This window comes from Lentzea sp. JNUCC 0626 (assembly GCF_043632865.1).
Taxonomy (GTDB): domain Bacteria; phylum Actinomycetota; class Actinomycetes; order Mycobacteriales; family Pseudonocardiaceae; genus Lentzea.
Genome location: NZ_CP171635.1, coordinates 7702509 through 7724803, shown reverse-complemented (window position 1 = coordinate 7724803; position 22295 = coordinate 7702509). Strand labels below are relative to the sequence as shown.

Sequence of the window (22295 nt, the reverse complement as noted above, 5' to 3'; positions counted from 1 at the left end):
GGGTGGGGTGCGTGGACTTCGTCGCGCAGGTCGAGACCCAGGCTTCTTCGATGCGTTCGGCCGTTGTTCAGGCCGGTCCGGACGCCCCGGTTCCATCGTGTCCTGAATGGACGGTGCGCGACCTCGTGCGGCACCAGGCGGAGGTGCACACCTGGGCGGCGGAGGCCCTGGTCACCACCCCCGGCAACGGCAGGCCGAAGTGGCCGCACGCGCCCGAGGGCTTCGACGAGGCGCTCTCGTGGTGGGAGACGGGCCTTTCGCTGCTCCTGGACCGACTGCGCGAAACGCCGGCCGACCGTCCCGCGTGGACGTTCCAGGGCCCGATGCTCGCCGGTTTCTGGGCACGCAGGCAGGCCCACGAGACGTCGATCCACCGCCTCGACGCCGAACTGGCCACCGGCCGCGACCTGCCGGCCTTGACGTTCGACCCGGAGTTCGCCGCGGACGGCGTCGACGAGTACCTCACGGTGCTGGTGGGCCGCAGGATCGAACTGGGCTTCCCCGTCACCGGGACCGGCAGGCTGCTCGTGCACGCCGCCGACGCGGGCCGCACCTGGGAGGTCCGGCTGACCGAGAACGAGCCGCTGGTCGTCAGCGCCCCGCAGGACTCCGCGTTCGAGGAGGACGCCACCCTCGCGGGCACCGCGGACGCGCTCTACCGCCACCTCTACGGCCGTCCGAGCCACGCGATCGTGACCGGAGACGAGTCGCTGTTGGCGGCGCTGCCCAGGCCGTGAATACTTCTGCGGCGTGTCATCGCCTGAGCGTCGCTATGTGATCACCTTCGGCTGCCCGGACCGCACCGGCATCATCGCGAGGATCTCGTCGTTCCTCGCGGAGAACGGCGGCTGGATCGTCGAGGCCGCGTACCACACGGACCCTGAGACGGGCTGGTTCTTCACGCGCCAGGAGGTCCGCGCGGACTCCCTGCCGTTCGGCGTGGAGGATCTTCGTTCGAGGTTCGCCGACGTGGCCGCGTCCCTGGGCGCGCAGTCGACGTGGACGGTCACCGACACGGGCTCCCGCAAGCGCGTGGTGATCCTGGTGTCCCGCGAGGGCCACTGCCTCTACGACCTGCTGGCCCGCGTGGCCACCGGCGAACTCGACGTGGAGATCTCCGCCGTCATCGGCAACCACCCCGAACTCGGCGACATCACGCGCGCACACGGCATCCCGTTCCACCACGTGCCGTTCCCGGTCAACGACCCCGAGGGCAAGCAGGCGGCGTTCGCCCAACTGCGCCTCCTGGTCGAGAAGCACAACCCGCACGCCGTCGTCCTGGCCCGCTTCATGCAGATCCTGCCGCCCGAACTGTGCGCGACCTGGTCCGGGAAGACCATCAACATCCACCACAGCTTCCTGCCGTCGTTCATCGGCGCCCGCCCGTACCACCAGGCACACCGCCGAGGCGTGAAGCTTGTCGGCGCCACCTGCCACTACGTCACGGCCGACCTGGACGCGGGCCCGATCATCGAGCAGGACGTGATGCGCGTGCACCACGGCGACTCCGTGGCGGACATGGTGCGCAAGGGCCGCGACATCGAGAAGGTGGTGCTGGCGCGCGGGTTGCGGTGGCACCTCGAGGACCGCGTGCTGGTGCACGGCAACCAGACGGTGATCTTCTGAGCCGTTACCAGCTTTCCTTGCGGTAGACGGACTTCTCCGCGAAGTCGTCGTCCTCGCGCTGCGGTTTCTGTTGCGGCAGCCGGGTTTCCGGCGCGGGGACCGATACGTCGGTGTCCAGCTGGTTCGCGTGGCTGCCGACTACCTGCTGGAACTCTCCCAGCACGTTCGTCGCGGCCTTTTCACGGGCGGATCGGACCAGCGCGAGGACTTTCGCAGCCAGTTCGGCGTTGCCCTCGATCTTGAGGTCGAGCAGCGCGCCGTTCGCCGCGACCGTGACGGTGAGGGTCTTGTCCTCGCTCGTGACGGTCGTGCCGGCGGATTCGATGTTGCGGCGAAACGCGGTGGCGTTGCGCTGGAGTTCAGCCGTCTTGGCCTCGAAGTCGGCGAGCCATTCGTCGGGGGTCATCGCGCTGCTCATTTCTTGGTGGGACGAGGGCCGTACTTCTGGTTCAGCTCAGCCACTTGCGCTTCGTCGTACTTGTCAATCTTGATCGGACCGTTGAACATGATGATCGACTTGTCCGTTACCGGCTTCGGCGGAATCACTTCGCCCTTCACGATCCCTGCTGCGAGCGCGACGGTCGTGGTGCTTTGCCAGTAGTTCTTCTTCGCGATCTCGACCAGTTCCTGGACCAGCTCGTCAGATGCGGTCTCCGGCTTCAGGGCGGCCTCCAACCCGATGCCCGAGCTGTCGATCGAATGCGTGTACTCGTACCGGGCCTCGGCGACACCTGGCACCGCTCGCCACTCGGCCTCGATCTTCTTGCCCAGGTCGTCGTCCTCCTTGACGAAGGTGAAGGACTCCTTTCCCTCTCCGCCGCAGCTCGTCAGCAGAACGAGCGCGGACAGCGTCGCCAGGGTGTGGCGAAATCTCATTTCTCACCTTCACGGTCAACTCGGTAAGTGCGCATCTCGGACGAACTCCCGCCGATGAACGCCCCCAGGCCGTCCTTGTACCTCTGCACGGACGGATCCGATCCGCGATCCAGTTCCCGGGCCGCGTCCGTGTAGTTCTCCTGAATCTGATGATTCCCACCAACGGTGTTCTGCTGGTTGTCGAACTCCACGGTGGTGCGGTTCGGGCTGTCCGGATTCGCGGAGGCGTCGAGGTGCGGGACGATGTCGTTGCGGTTCTCCAGGGACAGCACCTGCACAGCCCCCGGAACCTCGATCCGCCCTACCGGAGAACCTGCGGTGAGCACGTGCGTCACGTTGTATCCGTTGGAGACCAGGTCCGTGGTCGCCTGCGCGGCCACGATGCCACCTTGGCTGTGGCCGACCAACATCACGGGCGCGCCAGTGTCCTGCGCCCCCGCCCGGCGCAACGCCTCCTCGATCCCCTTCTGCAGCACGGTGTTGTTGCCCGCCATGGCGTCGACGTTGGTACCGAGGTCGTTGGCACCCTTCGTCGTGAAGGGTGCGTTCCACTCCTTCGTGCCTGGGATGTCCACCACGTAGCCGGTCACCTTCCCGTTGGCATCCCGGATGATCTGGACGTCCAGGTTGGCCGGATCCGGGCTCAACTTGTCCTCGAACTTGTCGGAGCTGTTGCGCCGTGCCAAACCATCGAGGAGGTCGCCCAGGTTGCCGGGCGCGTCCGGGTTCGTGGTCCGTGAGTCCGTCACGACCGCGTCGCTGTCCGGGTAGGTCGCTGCCAGCAGGTCCAGGTTGGTGGCGAGGTCGACAGGGATGCCCAGGGCGCTGAGCATGCCCGGCGACATCCCGACGAGCGTGTCGACCATGCCGGGATGGTTGACCAGCCACTTCTGCCAGTCGCCGTCGTAGTTCAGGTACACGTCGGTCGCGATCGCGCCGCCGCCCAAGAGCGCGGCGGCGGCCGGGTTGGTGGCCACCGCAAGACCTGCGAACCAGCGGCTGGCGTCCAGGCCCTTGGCCGCCAGTTCGTCGGCCATTTCGTAGGCGATGCGGGTGGCCTTCAACGCTTCGCCGCGCAGGCCGATGCCCGCGGACGTCGCGGTCAGGCCGTTCGGACCGTCGAGTGCGACGGCCATGGCCGCCTCGAACTTGACCACGCCGCCGGGGTTGAGCAGCGACGACGCGAGCACGTCTGGCTCGACGAGGAACTTGTGGCCCGCGACGGCGGTCTTAAGGGTGTCGCCGGCGACGTCACCGGTGAGGTCGCCGAGCGCGGCCAGGTCGTCGTACTTGGCGGTGACGCCGCCCGCTCCGCCGCTGACGCCGATGTTCGAGATGGTCATGCCAGTGCTCCCGCCACTGCGGGCGCCACCCAGGTGCCCAGGTCCTCGCGGTCAGCCGGTTCGATCCGCACCATGCGGCGGTCCGTGCCATCGGGTTCGGGGTCGAGACCGCTCCAGCCACCGGCCGTGTGCACCCAGTTGACCTGGGAGGTTCCGCCGGTCCAGACGACGAGGCAGCGCAACGCTCCGTCGGTCTGTCCGGCCACGTCGCGTGCCAGCGAGGCTTCGTCGCCGGACAGGCTCAGCGCGTCCACCACGGCTGCAGGGCCATCCGGGTCGGTTGCGCGGAAGAGCCTGGCAGCGCCCATTTCCTGCAACGCCACCAACGGCAGGCGGCCGCGCAGGGGTTCGGCGTCCTGGACGCCGCCGAGGCGTGCTTCGAGGCTCACGGCGGCTTCGGGCTCTGGCACGGCGCGGATCAGCTCCTTGCCGAGGTCGACCGAGGCGAACATCGATAGCTCCACCGCGCCGTCACCCAACGCGAACAACGAGGCGCCCAACGGTCCGTTCACCGCGTGCACGCTGTGCGAAGCCTTGGCGCCGACGGACGCGATGGTGTCGAGCAGAACCGTTGGCCTGGCGAGGATCTGGAGATTCCGCTCGACCGAAGGATGGACCTCGGCCTCGTCGCCGACGCCGGTCACGACGCGCTTCTTGGTGAGCTCGGACTCAGCCGGTCCGATGTGGACGTCTGATGGCATCCAGTCCGGGGGCAGGTCTACACCGGTTTTCGAGACCAGGTAAGCGAATTCTCCGGACGACAGCACCAGGCGGTGCGGTGCCGGCGTCACGCGGGCACTCCCTGACCGCGCATGAACTCGCCGACTTCCAGCCACGCCTTGTCGCCGTGCGGCGGCAGGTTGTCCGGGCCCCACTTCCAGCCGGTCCACGGCGCCTGCGGTGGTTGCGGCTGCTGGCCACCACCGAAACCGAGCGCGTCGGCGACGCCGTTCGCGATGTCCTTCACGGCGTTGTTGAACGCGTCGACGGCGCGGTTGAACGTGTCGATCGCGCTCTTGAACCAGCCGGTGACGGCCTCCGCGATGCGTTTGATCGCGGCGATCATCTCGCGCACTTCCTGAGCGTGCTGCCGCAGCACCGCCGCGGCGCCGTCGAGGCCTTCCGCTGCCTTGAACAGCTGCCGCTTGTCGCCCTCGACCGTGTCGCGGCACCGGTCGGCCGCGATCGACTGCCACTGCATCCTGCGCGCCGCGTCGTTCATGTCGGTGCCGCGCGTGCGCACCGAGTCGGCGCGCTTCTCGATCTCGCCCGCGATGCGGTCCAGCTCGTCCGGATTGCCGTACATGCCCACTCCCCGTTCACTCGGAGTGAGCAAAACACAGCGGAGGGGAGACCCGCCCGGCGAACCGGCGAAGATGAGCGGAACTACTCAGCGGCCGGGTTCGAGTTCGCCTGCCTCCGAACGCGGCCCGTAGCGGCGTTCCATCTCGACGACGTCGCCGAGCTTGAACTTGACGTCGTCGCTGGTCAACAGCTCTGCACCGGTGGATGCCCGGAGCCGGACGCGGAAGTCGACCCGGCGACCGGTGCCCGTCCAGTAGTCGCGCCGGATGATCTCCATGGCCTCGTCGGCCTTCGCCTTGTCCGCGACGGTAGCCGTCACGCTGAGGTTCTGCCGGTGGTCCATGCCGGTCGTGTACTCCACCTCGACCGCAGAGATGCCGTCCTGCGACATCAGGTCGGACTCGATGCGGTCACCCAGGTCCTCGACCGTGTCGTCGGACGTGCCGCACGCGGTGAGGAGCAGCAACGGCGCCAGGAGCGCGAGGCGCTTCACTTGCTCGGCTGCGTCGGTCGAGGGCCGTAGCTGGCGGTGGGATCGCCGTCGAACTCGAGCCGCCCCTGGCTGATGGGTTCGGCTTCTCCCGGCTTGTCGGCGTAGGGCGGGTCGTCGGTGGAGTAGACGAGGTAGCCGGCGCCGATGTCACGCGAGGTGCCACGCCAGTAGTCGCGCTTCGCGATCTCGACCATTTCACCGACGGTGGTCAGGGTGATCTTGTCCGCGTGCACCAGGACCTCGACGGTCAGGCCCTCGCCGAGGTCGAGGCCGTGCCGGTACTCGAACTGGGCTGCGGCGACGTCCGGTCGTTCCTTCCAGTGGGCGACGATCTGCTTGCCGACGTCGTTGACGTCCGCGTTGAAGTTCTCGAGCACGCTGCACCCGGTCAGCAGCAAGAGGACAGGAAGAAGTCTGAGCATCGAGCACCCCCGCCGTGGATCTTGGCAGGGGTGCGTGACGCGTGCCCGGCGAACTCAGATCTTGTTCGCCGCCATGCCCACCGCCTCGACCAGCCACCCGGCGTCCGCCGCCGACATCACGGCGGGCGGGGTGAAGCTGACCGTGCGGCCGCGGAAGTCGGCGAGCACGCGGGACCGCAGCAGTTCGGCGGTGAAGACGTCCGCCGCCCGCTGGTCGGGCAGTTCGACGCCCAGCAGGAGCCCGCGGCCGGTCGCATGCGCCTTGCCGGCGGTGACGGCGCGCAGGCCGTACAGGAGCTCGTCGCCGAGCAGTTTGGCCCGTTCGACCAGGCCTTCGGAGGCCGTGACGCGCAGGCAGGCGTTGACGGCGGCGGAGGCCAGCGGGGAGACCGCGTCGTGGCCTCGCCACAGCGGCACCTCGACGGCGGCCGAGGCGACGACCGCGGCAATCGGCAGCACGCCGCCGGACAGGCCCTCGCCCACCAGCATGATGTCCGGGGTCACGCCGTCGAGGTCCACGCCCCACCACACGCCGAGGCGGCCCAGGCCGGAGCGGGTCTCGTCGACGACGAGCAGTGCGCCTGCCTCGCGGCACGCCTCGGCGACGTTGCTCAGGTAGCCGGTGGGCGGGAGGGCGACGCCGCGGACCGGTTCGACCAGCACGCAAGCCGGTGGGCCCGAGGCGAGGACGGCGCGCAGCGAGTCGATGCCGCCGTACGGGACCTCGCCCGTGGTCAGGACACGTGGGCGGCCGTTGGCCTGGGCGAGGGCGACGGCGAACTGGGCGGCCTCGGAGGCCGAGGGAAAAGTGTGGATGTGGTCGAGTCCGTTGGGGGTGACCAGGTCGAGCATCAGGCGGTCCAGCAGGGACGGCCGGCGCACCTGGCCGACCACCGCCTGCACCACGGCCGGGTGGGCGTGGCCGAGCAGGGGGACTCCGTACCCGCCGCAGTCCAGGTACTCGACTCGGTGGGGATCTACCACTCGGGCGCCTCTGGCGGCGCAACCGGTCAGCTGTTCGGTAGCCATTGCGGGGACCTCTCTCGGGCAGCGCGGCCCGCGGCCGCTCGTCTCGGGATGGCGAGCGGACCTGAGTTCCCACCAAGAGATTCGGATCCCGGGCCCTGTTGGTTCGCCCGGGGCATAGGCTTTTTCCCGTGCGGACCGAAATCACCGACCTCGACCAGCTGCGCGCAGCCCCTGACCTGCGCAAAGCCGTCATCATCGGACTGGACCTGCATCGCGAGGACGTGCGGGTGCCGATGGACGGTGCCCTGCTGCTCGGATGCACCCTCAGCGAGACCATGCAGCGCAGGGCGGAGGCCGCCGGGGCGTTGATCTTCCCGGTCATCCCCGACCTGCCCTACGACGTGTACCGCTCCGCCCTCTACACGCCCGCGGAACTGTTCGCGGGCTTCGACCCCGCCGACCCGAAGTCCTACGCCGACACCCCCGACGCGGCCATCTACAAGCACAGCAAGCAGCAGGGCCACCACCCCGACCCGTTGCACGCGCTGGCCGAACGCCTGCACGACCACTCGATCACCGAGGCCCTCGACGAGACGCTGACGGGCTCGCCGGTCGCGGTCATGGGCGGCCACGCGCTGGCCCGCGGCTCCGAGGGCTACCGCAACGCCGTCACGCTCGGCGCGGCGCTGGGCAACGCGGGCTTCACCGTCCTGACCGGCGGCGGACCGGGCGCCATGGAAGCGGTGCCGCTGGGCGTGCGCCTGGGTTCCGCCGACTCCGACGTGCTCGAACTGCTGGCGCGGGCCCCTTCGTTCGGCCACGACGACGAGTCGATCGGCCGCTGGCTCGCGGCGTTCCCCGAGATCCGCAGCTTCGACACCCCGCGCACGATCGGCATCCCGACCTGGTTCTACGGCCACGAACCGCCCAACCCGGCCTGCGAACTGCACGCGAAGTACTTCGCGAACTCGGTGCGCGAAGAAGGCCTGCTGACCGTCGCGACCGGCGGCATCGTCTACACGCCGGGCAAGGCGGGCACGGTCCAGGAGGTCTTCCAGGACTTCACGCAGAACTACTACGGCAGCGTCGGCCCGGCCGCGCCCATGATCTTCCTGGGCAGGGACTTCTGGACCGACGAGGTCCCGGCCGCGCCGCTCGTGCAGAAGCTCGCGGCGGGCCGGGAGGCCGAGCAGTGGATCCTCGTCACGGACGACATCGACGAGGCGATCGCACTGCTGACCAAGTACGCGGGTGCCCGCTGACAGCTAACCCTTACCGCCCGAGTTCGGCGGTCAGACGGGTGCATCGTGGTGCCCTGCTGAGCGTCGAACTCGGCCGGTGAGGATTGCGGTCAGCGGGCGAGCTCCGGCAACACCTCGGCGCCGGTGAGCTTCATCAGCACGTCGCCGGGGATCAGGATCTTGCTGCCCCGGATGCCGCTGCCCACGATCAGTTCGGGGGCGGCGGCCACCTCCGGCGACACGAGGATCGGCCAGTCCGCCGGCACCCCGACGGGCGTGATGCCGCCGTACTCCATGCCCGTCAACGCCACGGCCTCGTCCATCGGCGCGAACGACGCCTTGCGCGCGTCCAGCCGTTTGCGGATGACGCCGTTCACGTCCGCGCGCATGGTCGCCAGCACCATGCAGGCTGCATGACGAACGACGTCGCCGCGCTTGCCCGCGACGACCACGCAGTTGGCCGAGGCTTCGAGCGGCGAGCCGTAGTGCGCGCAGAACTCCGCGGTGTCAGCGAGCGTCGGATCGATCTCGGCGACGGCGACGCGGTCGGCGCCGTCCAAAGTCTTGAGCGCGGCCGCGACGGGCTCGGGCACCAGGTCGAGGCGGGAAAGCACAGGTACGGGTTCGAGAGACCCGGCGATGGTCCACACGGTATCCATTGTCGCTGCTCCGCAGACTCCGGCGAACTCGCCTGGCAGCTGGTCGTCCGGCCACCGCTTCGCCGCGATTGGGCTCCGCCGAATCACGACGAAGGGGCGACCGGACGACCAGCGCGAGTTCGCACCATCCTGCCAAATGCTGTTTGACTTTGACGTTGCGTCAACCTCTACCTTCGATTTCAGAGCGCGAAGGGGGAAACCGAAATGGCCTGGTCGATTGCCCAGGTGGCCCGGATGTCGAAGGTGACGTCCAGGACGCTGCGGCACTACGACTCGATCGGCCTGCTGCCGCCGGCCTGGATCGGCGACAACGGTTACCGCTACTACGAGAAGGAACAGGTGCATCGCCTGCAGCAGATCCTGCTGCTGCGCGACCTCGGCCTGGGCCTCGACGTGGTGGCGGACATGTTGAACGGCACGAACCAGCTGACCGTCCTGCGCAACCACCACCGGTGGCTCCAGGACGAGCGGCAACGACTGGACCGGCTCGCCAACACCGTCGCGCGGACGATCGAAGAACTGGAAGGAGGGGACGAAGTGAAGATGGAAGAGCTGTTCGACGGCTTCGACGCGAAGAAGCAGGAACGGCACGAGGCCGAACTCGTCGAGCGCTACGGCGAGGGCGTCAAGGAGCACCTCGCCGAGAGCAAGAAGAAGCTCAAGGGCTGGACCAGGGCCGACGCGGACCAGTTCATGGCCCAGTGGCGGGAGATCGCCGAAGGTCTCGGTGCGCTGTTCGTCGCGGGCACGGCGGTCGACGCCGCGCAGACGCAGGAGCTGATCGACCGCCACTACCACTGGATCTGCCTGAGCTGGACGCCCAACCGGGAGTCCTACAAGGGCCTCGGCGACCTGTACGTCGACTCGGACGAGTTCCGGGTCAACTTCGAGGTCGGCGGGGACAACATGGCCGAGTGGGTTCGTGACGCGATGGCCCACTACGCCGAGACGCGGCTGGCCTAGCCGGGGTGCGGGAGCTGCAGATCCCGCATCACCCAGGCAGCACGGCCTTCGAAAGTCAGCCCAGGTCGAACGCCTTCAGGGCCTCGCGGTTGAACGCCGGCAGGTCATCGGGGTTGCGGGACGTCACGAGCGTCCACCCGTTCATGTCGCACACCCGGACCTCCTCGTCGGCCCAGTCGCCGCCCGCGTTGCGGATGTCGGTCTGCAGGCTCGGGAACGAGGTCAGCATCTTGCCGCGCACCACACCGGACTCGACCAGCAGCCACGGCCCGTGGCAGATCGCCGCGATCGGCTTGCCGGCGGCGACGAGGGCCTTCACCAGCTCGACCGCCTCGGGTTCCATCCGCAGCAAGTCGCTGTTGGCGACGCCGCCGGGGATCACCGCGCCGTCGTAGTCGGCCGCGCTCGCGTCGGCGAACGTCGTGTCGACCGGGAACGCGTCCGCGGGCGTCAGGTGGTTGAAGCCGCGCACCTCACCCAGCTTCGGCGCGAGCAGGCGCGGTACGCCGCCCGCCTTCTCGACGTGCGCCCACGGATCGGTGAGCTCGACCTGCTCGATGCCTTCCGCGGCGACCAGGAACGCGATCTTCTTCTGTTCAGCCATGCACTTCGGCTACCCGCCGAAGAACGAGACCAACCGATGCCTGATGTCGTTCCGATGGGTGATCATCGGCGACGGCGAGTCGATCAACCACAGCTCGCCGTGCGGGAACGCCGCCGCCGTCGCCTTGGCCACCGACTCGGGGTGCAACGGATCACCGACAGCCCCAATGACCAGCACCGATGTCGAAACAGCCGCCAGCAACGACACGTCGGCCACCGCGACCTGACCGGGCAACTGCGAGGCAGCGGCCTCCAACCGCTTCAAGGCCACCCGCCGCTCCGCCACGTAGATCGGCGGCCCGACGGTCAGGTCCGAGAGCTGCTGCAACGTGAACGACTCGTGCCGCTGGTCCAGCACCGCGGGCAGCAACAGAGCCACCCGCGAAAACCGGTCGGGCTCAAGAGACATCAACCGAACGAGAGCACCGGCCCCGAGAGACACCCCGACGGCCTGCGAGGCGGCAACCGAGCCCAGGTCGGCGGCGATCGTGCCGTAGTCCCAGTACCCAGGAGGCGCGTCGGGCGCGGCCCCGTGCGACGGCAACGTCACGACGACGCGGGTGCCGGGCAGGCCGGAGGCCGGAATGCGCGCCTCGCCGGGTGTGGCTCCCAGGCCGTGGGCGACCAGGGTCACCGGCGAGCCGGAGCCGTAGGAGTGCGTGATCACCAGCGAGGGCCGCGCTGGACCTCGATCAGGCGCGGGCGGACGTCCACCATGTAGACGAGCACCGCGATCAGGCCGGCGAGCCAGAAGATCGAACCGGCGCCGCGCGGCTCGAACAGCAGCAACGCCGCTGTCCCACCGCCGGTGATGCCGAGCCAGGCGGGCTTCGTCATCTTCTCGATCGCGGTGTACGCGTCCGGCCGCTGGCTCACCGCGTGGAAGAACGCGAACAGGCCGAAGAAGCTGAACACCACATCGGCGAGGAAGAGCACGAGGTAGTCGAGGTACCAGATGCTGAGTGGCGGCAGGTAGAACACAGGACCACCCTACGTGCCGGTACGCGAAGAGGGGAGCGGCCCTGGTAGGACCGCTCCCCTCTAGATCAACTCATCGGCGACCCGCTCGATCCGAGGCCGCCGCGCGACTCACTTGGCGGTGGTCGGCGTGGTCTTCTTCGCGGCGGCCGCGGTGGTGGTGCGGGTCGTGGTGGCCGGCTTGCGCGGCGCCGTGCGGTTCGCGGTCTTGCGGGCGGTGCTGCGCACCTCGTGCGCGACCTCGCCACCGGCCTCGACGACCTCTTCGGCCAGCTTCTCGGCGGCGTCCTCGACCTCGTGGGCGACCTTCTCGCCGACCGAACGGGTGCGGCGGGTCACCTTGCCGAGGACGTCGTCCGCGAGGACCTTGGCGTCGGCGGCGGCGGACTCGGCGCGCTTCTGCGCGGCCTCGACGGCCTGCTCGACCTGCTCCACGGCCTGCTTCACCTGCGGCTGGGCCTTGATCTGCTCCAGCGTCTGCTCGCCCTGGTCGGCGAGGTAGGTGTACAGGTTCACCGCGGAGGCGGTGTAGGCGTCGACGAGCTTCTTGAGCTCGGCCGGCTGCAGCTTCTCGCGCAGGTCCTTGAGCTCGTTCGGGATGTCGACGGCCTGGCTGCGGGCCTCGTCGGCACGCTCCTTGGCCTTGTTCAGGGCCTCGACCACGGCCTTGGCGGCGAGGTCACCGGCTCCGAGAGCGGCGAGCAGCGCCTGGCGTGCGGCGTGGGCGCCCTGCTCGGCGGCCTTGCGAACGTCGTCCTGGGTGAGCTTCGGCATGGAGATCAGTCCTCCTGTTGGTTGGCGGTGTTCTCCCGCCGGAAAGATTCGTAAACGTCGAGCAGCACCTGCTTCTGCCGCTCGGTCAGATCGGTCGCGGCGACGATGGCGTCCGCCAACGCACCGCCTTCGCGCTGCTGGAGGATCCCGGCCTCGACGTAGAGCACTTCGGCCGAGATGCGCAGCCCCTTGGCGATCTGCTGAAGGATCTCCGCACTGGGCTTGCGCAGTCCTCGCTCGATCTGGCTGAGGTATGGGTTGGAGACACCTGCTTGCTTTGCCAACTCCCGCAAGGAGATCTTGGCGGTGTTGCGCTGCTCGCGGATGTACTCACCGATGTTGCGGCCGAGGTCCGCGACTGCTTTGTCGATGGACTTGTCCACTGTTCCCGCTCCCGTTCCTCGTGCCACCAACCACGTTAGCGACGAGTGCTAGCAGTTGCAAGCACCCTGCTAGCAATCGCTGCGTGGGCTCCGCCACAGCGTTACCGTGGGAGGTGTCATGGACGACGCCGGGGCCTTGCGCGCCGAGCTGGCGGACCACCTGCTCGGCGTTGGAGCCCTGCACGAAACCAAGTGGCACAAGGCTTTCAAGGCCGTCCCGCGGCACGTGTTCCTGCCCCGGTTCTACCGCCAGCTGCACACCGGCGACTGGGAACGGGTGACCAGCGCCCATCCCGGCTGGCTCGACCTGGTCTACGCCGACCGGGTCTGGGTTACCCAGTTCGACGGCGACGACACGGTGACCGGCGGCACACCGACGTGCTCGTCGAGCATGCCCACGATCATGGCGATCATGCTGGAGGCATTGGAAGTCCACAACGGACAGTCGGTGCTCGAGGTGGGCACCGGCACGGGCTACAACGCGGCTCTCCTCTGCCACGCCGTGGGTTCCGGCAACGTGACGACGATCGACGTCGACCCGAACATCTCGCGACGGGCCAGCGAACGCCTGCACGCCAACGGTTTCCACCCAACCTGCGTGACGGGTGACGGCGCAAGGGGCCATCCCGGGCACGCGCCCTACGACCGCGTGCTGGCCACCTGTTCCGTCGCGACCGTCCCGAACGCCTGGCTGGAACAGACGCGGCCGGGCGGCCTGGTCGTCACGACGCTGCACCGCCCGATCGGCGCGGGCCTGGTCCGGATCGTCTCGAACGGCGACGGCACCGGCGAGGGCCGCGTGCTCAACGAGGACGGCCGGTTCATGCCGTTGCGCGCGCACGCCCTGCCGACGGCGCTCGCCGGAGCAGGCGACTACGACCGTCGCGCCACCTCGATGCGACTGAACACCGTCACCGATCCGGCGAGCCCGTTCGAGTTCTTCGCCGGCATCGCGTTGCCCGGCGTCGTGGCGGGTCAGGACTGGCTAGCCCATTCGGACTCTTCGTGGGTGCATCACCGCGGCTCGCACGTCGACCAGGGCGGCCCGCGCCGGCTCTGGGACCTCGCCGAGCAGGCCGCCGCGCAGTGGCACGACCTGGGCGAACCCCGCCGCGCGGACTTCGGGATCACGATCACCGGCGACGCCCAGCACCTCACGTTGGGCGAACTGCACTGGCATCTGTGATCAACAACCAAACGTCACGACACGGGTCACTGAATCGACCCCGGGCGGATGCGGTGCGTCATGATTCGACGCATGTCCAGATTCCGTCAGCAGGCGTTGCTGACCGGCTGCGTGCTGACGGCCGTGCTCACCGCGGCCGGACTGTTCGTCACCGACCACGGCATCAACCCGCACCTGTGGCTGATCGTGCTCGCGCTGGCGTTCCTGGGCTTGCTGGCCGTGCTCGACCCGTGGGTCAAGCGCAGGCACAACGCCGCCCTCAGCACCGACGAGCACCTGGACGCGGCCTGCCGGGCCCTCGCCGTCGGCCTGCAGGCGCAGTGGAACGAGGAGGTCCGCTCGCGCGGCCTCACCGACCCGGACGTGCTCGACCTGCACTGGCTCGCACCCGAACTCGACGTGAGCGACGAGCCGGACGCGCCGCCCGGACGCAGTGACGCCGTCGTGGGCGCGTTCGAACGGCAGATCAACCGCCGCCTGGTGATCATCGGCGAGGCCGGCACCGGCAAGTCGACGGTCGCGATGCTGCTGACGTGCGGCCTGCTCGACCGCTACGACGGCGGCATGGTCCCGGTGCTGTTGCCGCTGTCGACGTGGAACCCGGCGGTCGAGGACATCCGCACCTGGCTCACCCGCAGGCTTTACGAGGACCACCCGGCGCTGCGCAACACCGAGCTGTACGGCAGCTACGCCGGTGACCTGTTGGTGGAGCAGCACAAGGTCCTGCCCGTGCTGGACGGTCTCGACGACATCCCGGCGCACCAACGCGCGGACGCTCTCGCCCGGATCGCCAAGGCGTTCCCCGCCAAGCGCCCGATGGTGCTGACCTGCCGCACCGACGAGTTCGCCTCCGCCGTGCGGCTCGCCGGTCCGCTGCCCGGCGCCGACGTGGTCGAACTGGCCCCGCTCGACCTGGACGAGGTCGCCGCCTACCTGCGGGCGAGCGCCGACAGCTGGGGCGCGGCCCGCTGGGAGCCGGTGTTCATCCAGCTGCGTGAGGAACCCGACGGCAGGCTCGCGGACGCGCTGTCGACGCCGCTCACGATGTGGCTCGCCAGCATGGTCTACGCCGACAGCGAGGCCGAGCCGACCGAACTGCTCGACCGCGGCCGTTTCCCGGACGCACGCGCGATTTCCGACCACCTCTGCGACGAACTGGTGTCGCGCGCTTACGGCAACAGGGCGTTCGCGCACCACGCCAAGGCCACGCAGGTCTGGCCCCGCGACCGGGCCCGCAAGTGGCTCGAGTTCCTGGCCCACGAGATGCGCGACCGCGGCATCCGCGAACTGGCCTGGTGGGAGCTGCGCCGGTCGGTCGGCAACACGTGGCTCGCGGTGCTCGGCGCGCTGGTGCTGGGCGCGATCGGCGGGTTCGGCGTCGGCTGGCTGATGGCGTACTCGATCACGCCGTCGCTCGCCCCGATCACCGGCCTGGTCGCGGGCATCGCCGTCGGCGCGGCCGCGTTGACGGCCTCGCACGAGCGCAAAGCCAAGCCACGCCTGGGGATCTGGCGCAGCCTGCTGCTGGTGCCGGGTGTGCTCGGCCTGGCCGGTGGCCTGGTTTTCGGGGCCCTGTACGGACTTTCCGCCGGGCTCGTGGTCGGCCTCGGTCTGGCCGTCGCGACCGCGCTGCGGTTCGCGTTGTCGAGCGCCGCCGAGCTCTCGCAGGCCTCAAGTCCACAGTGGACGATGGCGCGCGACCGGATCGCGGTGTGGACGGGCTCGCTGGTGCTGGCCGTGGTGTTCGGCTCGGCGGCGGCACTGGTGTTCGGGCCCGGCCAGACGGGCATGGTCGGTCTGGGCCTCGCCTCCGGCCTGATGCTCGGGTTCGCACTGGCCGTCCTGCACCTGCGCTGGTGGTGGTTCACCGTGGCGCGGATCTGGTTGGCACTGCGCGGAAAGCTCCCGTGGGAGCTGATGGTCTTCCTGGAGGACTCGCGCAAGCTCGGCGTGCTCTGCCGGGCGGGGGCCTGCTACCAGTTCCGGCACGGGCTGGTGCAGGACCGCCTGGCAGAGCACGAGTCGACGAGCAGGACTACTCGGTCCGCAGGCCAAGTGCTCCGGTCGCCCTTCTCAGCGAAGGCAACGTCAGAGCAGTGACCGCGAACACCAGCGCCATCGAGGCGACGGTGAGCGTGGCGAGGCCCTGCCAGTCGTAGGCGACCTCGGCGTCGAACACCCGCGTCACCATCACGCCGAGCAGCACGCCGGTGCTCACCGCGATCACCGTGGACAGCACCAGCGGCACGCCGTTCTGCCACAGCAACGACCGCGCGAGCGTGCCGCGCGGCACGCCGCTGGCCGCCATGACCGCGAGCGAACGACGCCGCTCCCGCACCTGCTCCAACGCCATGACCAGCAACGACGCCCCGGCGAGCAGCAGCGTGAGCAGCGAACCCCCGATCAGCGCCTGCCGGACCAGGCCGAAGATCATCTCTACCTCGGACGTGTCGTCCTGGCCGAAGTAGTACGCGTGCACCCGCCAGCCGAAGGGGGCGATGGCGTTGCGCAGGTGCTCGGCGGCGTCCGGCACCGCGAGGTCCAGCTCGGCCTGGAACTGGGGCTTGGACGAGGACAGGTCGAGGCCCCTGGCCGCGGCCGGGGTGAGGTAGATGCCGGGCCAGGTGCCGCGCACTTCCTCCAACTGCGGCACGGTCCACGCGCCCTTGCCCTCGACCGTGATCACGTCGCCGGACTGCGGCTGGGCCGAGGCCCGCGCGAACCGCACCACGTAGGCCTTGCCGTCCGTGCAGTCCGTGACGTCCGCCTGCGACCTCAACGCCGTGCACGTGCCGATGGCGATGTCCGTCGCGCGGTGGTCCGGCAGGTCCCCGAGCACGCGGTCGAGCACCTGCACGGACCGCACGCCCTCGCTGGCCGCCACCGCGTCCCTCAACGAGGTGGTGCCGAAGCCCTCCTTGGGCGTCAGCGAGACGAAGTTGCGGACCGAATCCCGTTGCTCCTCGGCGAGCACGTCCTTCTCCACGCTCGCGACGATGACCTGCAACGTCACCGTGCCCGCGAGCACCACGGCCACCCCGCCGACGACCCGCGCCGCCGTGCCCGCGTCGAGCTGCAGCCTGCGCACCGCGAGCTGCAACGCGGGCGTCGCGCCGCGCATCCAGTTCGCGACCCGTTCCACGAGCCACGGCAGCAGCACCGGGATGCCCAGCATCAGCAGCACCACCCCGCCGACCACGTAGAACTGGTACGACGAGTTCCCGGCGGCGACGGCGCCGGACTGGCTGACCAGCAGGGCGATGCCGGCCGTCGCCGGCACGAGGCGCCACCACAGCCTGCGCCGCACCGGCTTCTGGTACCGGACCACGCCCAGCGGTTCGATGATCGTGCGGCGCATGGCGAACAGCGACGTGAGCACCGCCAGCACCGGCACGGCCACCAGCACCAGCGCGGCGAGTCCCGGCGTGGGCAGGAGATCGCTCGGGTAGATCGCGAGTTCGGCGACCGGGATGTCGTCGGCGAGTGGCCGGGCCGCGAAGAAGAACGCGGTGCCGAACACGAGCCCGGCGAGCGCGCCGACCAGCGTCTCCCCGGACGCGATCAGCCGCACCCGGCCCGCCGCCGCACCGACCAGTCGCAACGCCGCGAGCCTGCGGTCGCGCTGGGCCGCCGCGAGCCGGGTCGCCACGCCGACGAACACCAGCACGGGGAACAGCAGCACGACGATGCCGACGAGGCTGAGCATCCACAGCACCGGGTCGAGGCCACGGCGTTCGAAGGTCTCGCCGAACGCGTAGACCCCGTTGTTCCCGCGGTCGGCGATCGTGCTGTCGCCCGCGTAGAACAGCAGGTCGTGCGGCCCGATCAAGCCCGCCTGGCCGATCGTGCCGATCACCTTCTGCGGGAACCGCGGCTTGAGCAGCGCGGCGTCCGGCGAGGCGAGCAGCTCCGCGAGAGCCGGCGACAGGACGATCTCGCCGTCCTTCGGCAACCGCTCGAGCCCCGGCGGCACAGGCGCGTTCTCCGTGCGCGCGTTGACGAACGTGCCGGGGATGTCCTCCGACCGGAAGTGGACGTACATCTCCTCCATCAGCAACGGCGCCGGTCCGCTGCCCTGGTTCACGTCGTTGAGCGCGTCCGCCCGGCCGTCGCGCACCTGCAGCGCGTTCGGGATGGCGGCGGCGAGCAGCAGCACCGCCACGCACAGGCCGATGCCGACGCCTTGGAGCACGAGCCGGCCCCACGACTTCCGGCTGCCCCCGACGGCCAGCCGGACGCCGAGCGCCAGATCGTCGATCATCTGCCTCATCCGGCGAACTCCGCGTCCCTGGCCTTGCCGTCGCGCACGACGACCTCGCGGTCGGAGTAGGCGGCGACGCGGGCCTCGTGCGTGACCAGCACGACCGCGGCACCGGTGTCCCTGGCGGCCGTCGTGAGCAGGTGCATCACCCGCTCGCCGTTCAGCGAGTCGAGCGCGCCGGTCGGTTCGTCGGCGAAGATCACCTTCGGGCCGGTGACCAGGGCTCGGGCGATCGCGACGCGCTGCCCCTGACCGCCGGAGGTCTCGCCGGGCCGCTGGTCGGCGACGGTGTCGACCTCCAGCTTGGCCATCCACTGCAGCGCGAGGCGTTCGGCGTCCCTGCGCTTCTGGCCGCTGAGCCGCAACGGCAGCGCGACGTTCTCCAGGCAGGTCAGCTCCGGCACGAGCTGGCCGAACTGGAAGACGAACCCGAAGTCGGTGCGCCGCAGTTCGCTGCGGTCGCGGTCGGACATCGCGGTGAGTTCGCGGTCGCCGTAGCGGACCACGCCGGAGTCCGGCGGCAGGATGCCCGCGATGCAGTGCAGCAGCGTGGACTTGCCGGAGCCGGACGGCCCCATCACCGCGACGATCTCGCCCGCGCGGATCGTGAGCGCGGCCCCTTCGAGCGCGTGCGTCTTGCCGAACGACTTGTGCAGGTCCTGCGCGACCAACAGGCTCATCTCGCGACCTCCTCGGCGAGCTTGTCGACGCGGGCGGCGGTGAGTTCGAGCCACCGCAGGTCCGCTTCGAGGTGGAACAGGGCGAAGTCGCAGATCAGCTGGTCGGCGAGGTCACCGTCGGCCTTGCGCTTGGTGAGGTCGCGCATGGTCGTGAGGTGTGCGGCGCGCTGGGTGTCGAGCACCTCCGCCGCGCTGCGGCCGGACAGCAGCGCCAGCACGACCTTCGTGAAGAGCGTGTTCTGCAGGTACGGCTCCGGCTTCTCCGGCGTGCCGAGCCAGCGTTCGACGTCGGTGACCCCGGCGTCGGTGATGGCGTACCGCTTGCGCTCCGGACCGTCGCCCGCCTCGACGCCCGCCTCGGTCACCAGACCGTTCTTCAGCAGTCGCGACAGGGTCGAGTACACCTGGCCGTACGCGAGCGGCCGGGCCTGACCGAAACGCTCGTCATATGCGCGCTTCAGGTCGTATCCGTGCCTTGGACCGCCCTCTAGCAGCCCCAACAGTGCGTGTCCGATCGACATGGGAAGCACTATACACACGATGTATACACCCGGTGTATTCCTCGATGCCCTGACGGGCAACCGCCGTGGCGCCTACAGTGGTGGGGTGACTGGTCTGACTGTCGGCTGGGATCACGACGTCGAGCTGTTGCTCGACTTCCTGAACACTCGACACGTACTGGACAGTGAAGCCTCCTGGCGCGCATGGGTGACCGAGCGCGGCCTCGGGCGGAGCAGTGAACTCGCGCAGGCGCGCGCCGCTCGTGCGGCGCTGCGGTCGTCCATCGAGGGGTCCTCAGGACCTCAGACGGCCGCGGGCGTCGTGCACATCGAGCTGACCGACGGCGTTCCGGTGCTGTCCAGCTCGGACGCGCTCGGCGCGGTGCTCGCCGCCTCGGCCCGCCTCGCGGTGCTGGGCTCCTGGGAGCGCTTCAAGATCTGTCCGGCCGAGGATTGCCTGAGCGCGTTCTTCGACCGTTCCCGCAACCGCTCGCGCACCTGGTGCTCGATGCAGGTGTGCGGGAACCGCGAGAAGGCCCGCACGTTCCGAAAACGCACCCGCGATCTTCAGAACAGCACGTTGGCCACGGTGTAGATCACCAGGCCGGCGAGCGCACCGACCACGGTGCCGTTGATCCGGATGAACTGCAGGTCCCTGCCGACCTGCAGTTCGATCTTGCGCGAGGTCTCCTCGGCGTCCCAGCGCTCGACCGTGTCCGTGATCAGCGTGGTGATCTCCGCGCGGTAGTTCTGCACGACGTACCCGGCGGCCTGCTCCAGCCAGCCGTCGACCTTGGCGCGCAGCTCCGGGTCGTTCGTGAGGTTCGTGCCGAGCGTGATGATGCCCTGGGTGACGCGCTTGCGGAGTTCGCTGGACGGGTCCTCGGCGGCGTCGAGGAGCATCTTCTTGGCCGTGCCCCAGGCGCTGCTGATGACCTTCTGCACGTCGGGGTGGTTGATCACCTGCTGCTTGACCTGCTCGGCGCGTTGCATGGTGGCCGGGTCGGTCTGCATGTCGGCCGAGAACTCGATCATGAACTGGTCGACGGCGAGGCGCATCGGGTGGTTGACGTCGGTCTTGACGGCCCACGCGAAGTTGACGAGCTCGGTGTAGACCTTGTCGCCCAGCATGGAGTCGACGAACTTGGGCGACCAGGTGGGCGCGCGGTCCGTGACGATGAGGCTGACCTTGTCGTAGTTGTCGCGCACCCACTCGTAGGCGCGGTCGCACATGAGGTCGACGAGCTTGTGGTGCGCGCCGTCGCTGAGGACCTGGCCGAGCAGCTTGCCGAGCGGCGGGCCCCACGGCTGAGCCGTGACCCGTTTGACGATCGCCTGCTCGAGGACGGCCTGTACCTCCTCGTCCTTGAGCACGGTGATCGCGCCCTTGAGGACGTTCGACAGCTCGTTGGTGATGCGTTCTGCGTTCTCGGGTTCCTTGATCCACGCACCGGCGCGTTCCGCGATGCCTGCCCTGCGGAGCTTGTCCTGCACCACTTCCGGGCTGAGGAAGTTGACGCCGACGAAGTCGCCGAGCGTCTGGCCGAACATGTTCTTGCGCTCGGGGATGATCGCAGTGTGCGGGATCGGCAGGCCGAGAGGCCTTCTGAACAGCGCCGTGACCGCGAACCAGTCGGCGAGCGCGCCGACCATGCCCGCCTCGGCCGCCGCCCGGACGTACCCGACCCAGGCCCCCTCGAACGCGTGCGTGCCGAAGAAGATGACCGTCGCGCCTATCAGGAAGCTCGTCGCGACGAGCTTCATCTTGCGCAGGTCGGTGCGCTTCTGCTGGTCAGCGGCGGTCAGTTGCTCCACGACACCATTGTCCGTGAAGATCCTGCGTTGTGCGGGTACCAGCGCTAGTTCCCCGGTTGCAGCCGTTCACGTCGACCATCTTCGCGGAGATGACGGCGCTGGCCGTGCAGCACGACGCCGTCAACCTCGGTCAGGGCTTCCCCGACACCGACGGTCCCGCGTCGATGCTCGCGGCGGCCCAGTCGGCGATCGCGTCGGGGGTGAACCAGTACCCGCCCGGCCCCGGCATGCCGGTGCTGCGCCGCGCCGTCGCTGCTCACAGGTCTCGCTACGGATTGTCCTACGACCCCGACACCGAGGTGCTGGTCACCGTCGGTGCGACCGAGGCGATCGCGGCTTCTCTGCTGGCTCTGGTCGAGGCCGGCGATGAAGTGATTCTGATCGAGCCTTACTACGACTCTTATGCCGCTTCGGTGGCTATGGCTGGTGCGACCCGTGTGACCGTTGGTCTGCGTGAGGACGCGTCTGGCCGTTTGGCGTTGGACGTCGATGCATTGCGTGCGGCCGTGACGCCACGGACGCGTGCGGTGCTGGTGAACTCACCGCACAACCCGACGGGCACCTTGTTCCGCTTGGAGGAGCTCCAAGCCATCGCTTCCCTGTGCGTCGAGCACGACCTGCTGGCGATCACCGACGAGGTCTACGAGCACCTGGTGTTCGACGACCTGGTCCACATCCCCCTCGCCTCCCTGCCGGGGATGGCGTCGCGGACTCTGTCGATCTCCGGCGCCGGCAAGACGTTCAACTGCACGGGCTGGAAGATCGGCTGGGTCTGCGGGCCTGCCGAGCTGGTCTCGGCCGTGCGCGCCGCGAAGCAGTTCATGACCTTCGTCGGCGGCGCCCCGTTCCAGCCGGCCGTCGCCCACGCCCTGACCGCCGAACTGGACTGGGTCTCTGGTCTGCGCGACTCGCTGGCCTCGAAGCGAGCCCGCCTGGCCGAGGGTCTGCGCGCCGCCGGTTTCGAGGTCCGCTCCTCCGAGGGCACCTACTTCATCTGCGCCGACGTCCGTCCTCTCGGCTACACCGACGGCCTGTCGTTGTGCCGCGACCTGCCCGCGCGAATCGGCGTCGCGGTCGTCCCCGTCCAGGTGTTCACCGACCGGCCTGATGACTGGAAGCACCTGATCCGGTTCGCCTTCTGCAAGCAGGACTCGGTGATCGACGAAGCCGTGGAGCGCCTCCACAAGCTGTAGTTGTCCACAGGTGTGGATGAGTTTC

Annotated in this window: 26 protein-coding genes; 8 read left to right on the top strand and 18 right to left on the bottom strand. The window is 69.2% G+C overall.

The genetic code is table 11. From position 1 onward, the window contains the following. The first annotated feature begins 11 nt into the window (after positions 1 to 11). On the top strand, positions 12 to 737 hold the full coding sequence (locus tag JNUCC0626_RS35750; protein WP_394615137.1) for a maleylpyruvate isomerase N-terminal domain-containing protein: 726 nt from the start codon (positions 12 to 14) through the stop codon (positions 735 to 737). 13 nt (positions 738 to 750) lie between these two features. Further along, positions 751 to 1626 carry a formyltetrahydrofolate deformylase gene (gene purU / locus JNUCC0626_RS35745; RefSeq protein ID WP_394615136.1) on the top strand — a complete coding sequence of 292 codons (876 nt, stop codon included), beginning with the start codon at positions 751 to 753 and terminating at the stop codon, positions 1624 to 1626. 4 nt (positions 1627 to 1630) lie between these two features. Here the strand turns inward: purU and JNUCC0626_RS35740 are convergent, their stop codons facing one another. From JNUCC0626_RS35740 to JNUCC0626_RS35705, 8 genes are all read right to left on the bottom strand, one after another. Continuing rightward, on the bottom strand, positions 1631 to 2032 hold the full coding sequence (locus JNUCC0626_RS35740) for a YbaB/EbfC family nucleoid-associated protein (protein WP_394615135.1): 402 nt from the start codon (positions 2030 to 2032) through the stop codon (positions 1631 to 1633). A gap of 8 nt (positions 2033 to 2040) precedes the next feature. Beyond that, on the bottom strand, positions 2041 to 2502 hold the full coding sequence (locus JNUCC0626_RS35735; protein ID WP_394615134.1) for a hypothetical protein: 462 nt from the start codon (positions 2500 to 2502) through the stop codon (positions 2041 to 2043). After that, complete coding sequence (locus tag JNUCC0626_RS35730) at positions 2499 to 3845, bottom strand: lipase family protein (protein WP_394615133.1); 1347 nt, start codon at positions 3843 to 3845, stop codon at positions 2499 to 2501. The genes JNUCC0626_RS35735 and JNUCC0626_RS35730 overlap by 4 nt, the downstream gene beginning before the upstream one ends. Continuing rightward, positions 3842 to 4636 carry a hypothetical protein gene (locus JNUCC0626_RS35725; RefSeq protein WP_394615132.1) on the bottom strand — a complete coding sequence of 265 codons (795 nt, stop codon included), beginning with the start codon at positions 4634 to 4636 and terminating at the stop codon, positions 3842 to 3844. Before JNUCC0626_RS35725 ends, JNUCC0626_RS35730 begins: the two co-directional genes overlap by 4 nt. Continuing rightward, positions 4633 to 5151, bottom strand: a complete 519-nt coding sequence (locus JNUCC0626_RS35720) for a WXG100 family type VII secretion target (protein ID WP_394615131.1) — start codon at positions 5149 to 5151, stop codon at positions 4633 to 4635. Before JNUCC0626_RS35720 ends, JNUCC0626_RS35725 begins: the two co-directional genes overlap by 4 nt. Positions 5152 to 5235: 84 nt before the next feature. Further along, on the bottom strand, positions 5236 to 5643 hold the full coding sequence (locus tag JNUCC0626_RS35715) for a hypothetical protein (protein ID WP_394615130.1): 408 nt from the start codon (positions 5641 to 5643) through the stop codon (positions 5236 to 5238). Continuing rightward, positions 5640 to 6065 carry a hypothetical protein gene (locus JNUCC0626_RS35710; RefSeq protein ID WP_394615129.1) on the bottom strand — a complete coding sequence of 142 codons (426 nt, stop codon included), beginning with the start codon at positions 6063 to 6065 and terminating at the stop codon, positions 5640 to 5642. Before JNUCC0626_RS35710 ends, JNUCC0626_RS35715 begins: the two co-directional genes overlap by 4 nt. A 54-nt stretch (positions 6066 to 6119) precedes the next feature. Further along, complete coding sequence (locus tag JNUCC0626_RS35705; protein WP_394615128.1) at positions 6120 to 7094, bottom strand: aminotransferase class III-fold pyridoxal phosphate-dependent enzyme; 975 nt, start codon at positions 7092 to 7094, stop codon at positions 6120 to 6122. A gap of 128 nt (positions 7095 to 7222) precedes the next feature. Between JNUCC0626_RS35705 and JNUCC0626_RS35700 the strand changes: the two genes are divergently transcribed. Then, on the top strand, positions 7223 to 8296 hold the full coding sequence (locus JNUCC0626_RS35700) for an LOG family protein (RefSeq protein WP_394615127.1): 1074 nt from the start codon (positions 7223 to 7225) through the stop codon (positions 8294 to 8296). Between the two features lie 89 nt (positions 8297 to 8385). On the opposite strand, the gene JNUCC0626_RS35695 is transcribed toward JNUCC0626_RS35700, so the two are convergent. Then, positions 8386 to 8934, bottom strand: coding sequence for a YbaK/EbsC family protein (locus JNUCC0626_RS35695; RefSeq protein WP_394615126.1), 549 nt, complete (start codon positions 8932 to 8934; stop codon positions 8386 to 8388). 204 nt (positions 8935 to 9138) lie between these two features. On the opposite strand from JNUCC0626_RS35695, the gene JNUCC0626_RS35690 reads away from it, so the two are divergent. Continuing rightward, positions 9139 to 9897 (top strand): MerR family transcriptional regulator, encoded by a 759-nt coding sequence (locus tag JNUCC0626_RS35690; RefSeq protein WP_394615125.1) that lies wholly within the window; start codon positions 9139 to 9141, stop codon positions 9895 to 9897. A gap of 55 nt (positions 9898 to 9952) precedes the next feature. Here the strand turns inward: JNUCC0626_RS35690 and JNUCC0626_RS35685 are convergent, their stop codons facing one another. The 5 genes from JNUCC0626_RS35685 to JNUCC0626_RS35665 all read right to left on the bottom strand — a co-directional run bounded on the left by JNUCC0626_RS35685 (position 9953) and on the right by JNUCC0626_RS35665 (position 12635). Continuing rightward, entirely contained in the window at positions 9953 to 10501 is a 549-nt protein-coding gene (locus JNUCC0626_RS35685) for a type 1 glutamine amidotransferase domain-containing protein (RefSeq protein ID WP_394615124.1), read from the bottom strand. 9 nt (positions 10502 to 10510) lie between these two features. Further along, positions 10511 to 11167: an alpha/beta fold hydrolase gene (locus JNUCC0626_RS35680; RefSeq protein ID WP_394615123.1), complete on the bottom strand. Its 657-nt coding sequence runs from the start codon at positions 11165 to 11167 to the stop codon at positions 10511 to 10513. Beyond that, entirely contained in the window at positions 11164 to 11457 is a 294-nt protein-coding gene (locus JNUCC0626_RS35675; protein ID WP_394622177.1) for a DUF2516 family protein, read from the bottom strand. Before JNUCC0626_RS35675 ends, JNUCC0626_RS35680 begins: the two co-directional genes overlap by 4 nt. 132 nt (positions 11458 to 11589) lie before the next feature. After that, on the bottom strand, positions 11590 to 12252 hold the full coding sequence (locus tag JNUCC0626_RS35670; protein WP_394615122.1) for a hypothetical protein: 663 nt from the start codon (positions 12250 to 12252) through the stop codon (positions 11590 to 11592). 5 nt (positions 12253 to 12257) lie between these two features. After that, positions 12258 to 12635: a helix-turn-helix domain-containing protein gene (locus tag JNUCC0626_RS35665; protein WP_394615121.1), complete on the bottom strand. Its 378-nt coding sequence runs from the start codon at positions 12633 to 12635 to the stop codon at positions 12258 to 12260. Between the two features lie 118 nt (positions 12636 to 12753). On the opposite strand from JNUCC0626_RS35665, the gene JNUCC0626_RS35660 reads away from it, so the two are divergent. Both JNUCC0626_RS35660 and JNUCC0626_RS35655 read left to right on the top strand, forming a co-directional pair. Beyond that, the gene (locus JNUCC0626_RS35660) at positions 12754 to 13821 is read left to right on the top strand and encodes a methyltransferase domain-containing protein (protein ID WP_394615120.1); all 1068 of its coding nucleotides are present in this window, start codon (positions 12754 to 12756) and stop codon (positions 13819 to 13821) included. A 72-nt stretch (positions 13822 to 13893) separates the two neighbouring features. Next, positions 13894 to 15921, top strand: coding sequence for an NACHT domain-containing protein (locus JNUCC0626_RS35655; RefSeq protein ID WP_394615119.1), 2028 nt, complete (start codon positions 13894 to 13896; stop codon positions 15919 to 15921). Here the strand turns inward: JNUCC0626_RS35655 and JNUCC0626_RS35650 are convergent. From JNUCC0626_RS35650 to JNUCC0626_RS35640, 3 genes are read right to left on the bottom strand one after another with little or no spacing between them, the layout of a single operon-like run. Next, the gene (locus JNUCC0626_RS35650) at positions 15857 to 18091 is read right to left on the bottom strand and encodes an FtsX-like permease family protein (RefSeq protein WP_394615118.1); all 2235 of its coding nucleotides are present in this window, start codon (positions 18089 to 18091) and stop codon (positions 15857 to 15859) included. The two genes, JNUCC0626_RS35655 and JNUCC0626_RS35650, sit on opposite strands and share 65 nt — an antisense overlap. Then, positions 18088 to 18762, bottom strand: a complete 675-nt coding sequence (locus JNUCC0626_RS35645) for an ABC transporter ATP-binding protein (protein ID WP_394615117.1) — start codon at positions 18760 to 18762, stop codon at positions 18088 to 18090. Before JNUCC0626_RS35645 ends, JNUCC0626_RS35650 begins: the two co-directional genes overlap by 4 nt. After that, positions 18759 to 19283 carry a PadR family transcriptional regulator gene (locus JNUCC0626_RS35640; RefSeq protein WP_394615116.1) on the bottom strand — a complete coding sequence of 175 codons (525 nt, stop codon included), beginning with the start codon at positions 19281 to 19283 and terminating at the stop codon, positions 18759 to 18761. Before JNUCC0626_RS35640 ends, JNUCC0626_RS35645 begins: the two co-directional genes overlap by 4 nt. Before the next feature lie 19 nt (positions 19284 to 19302). Here JNUCC0626_RS35640 and JNUCC0626_RS35635 point away from each other — a divergent pair, with 19 nt between their 5' ends. Then, positions 19303 to 19857, top strand: coding sequence for a CGNR zinc finger domain-containing protein (locus JNUCC0626_RS35635; RefSeq protein WP_394615115.1), 555 nt, complete (start codon positions 19303 to 19305; stop codon positions 19855 to 19857). On the opposite strand, the gene JNUCC0626_RS35630 is transcribed toward JNUCC0626_RS35635, so the two are convergent. Next, positions 19830 to 21077 (bottom strand): DUF445 domain-containing protein, encoded by a 1248-nt coding sequence (locus JNUCC0626_RS35630; protein WP_394615114.1) that lies wholly within the window; start codon positions 21075 to 21077, stop codon positions 19830 to 19832. The genes JNUCC0626_RS35635 and JNUCC0626_RS35630 overlap by 28 nt on opposite strands. A gap of 29 nt (positions 21078 to 21106) precedes the next feature. Between JNUCC0626_RS35630 and JNUCC0626_RS35625 the strand changes: the two genes are divergently transcribed. Continuing rightward, positions 21107 to 22270, top strand: coding sequence for a pyridoxal phosphate-dependent aminotransferase (locus JNUCC0626_RS35625; RefSeq protein WP_394615113.1), 1164 nt, complete (start codon positions 21107 to 21109; stop codon positions 22268 to 22270). Positions 22271 to 22295: the final 25 nt, after the last annotated feature.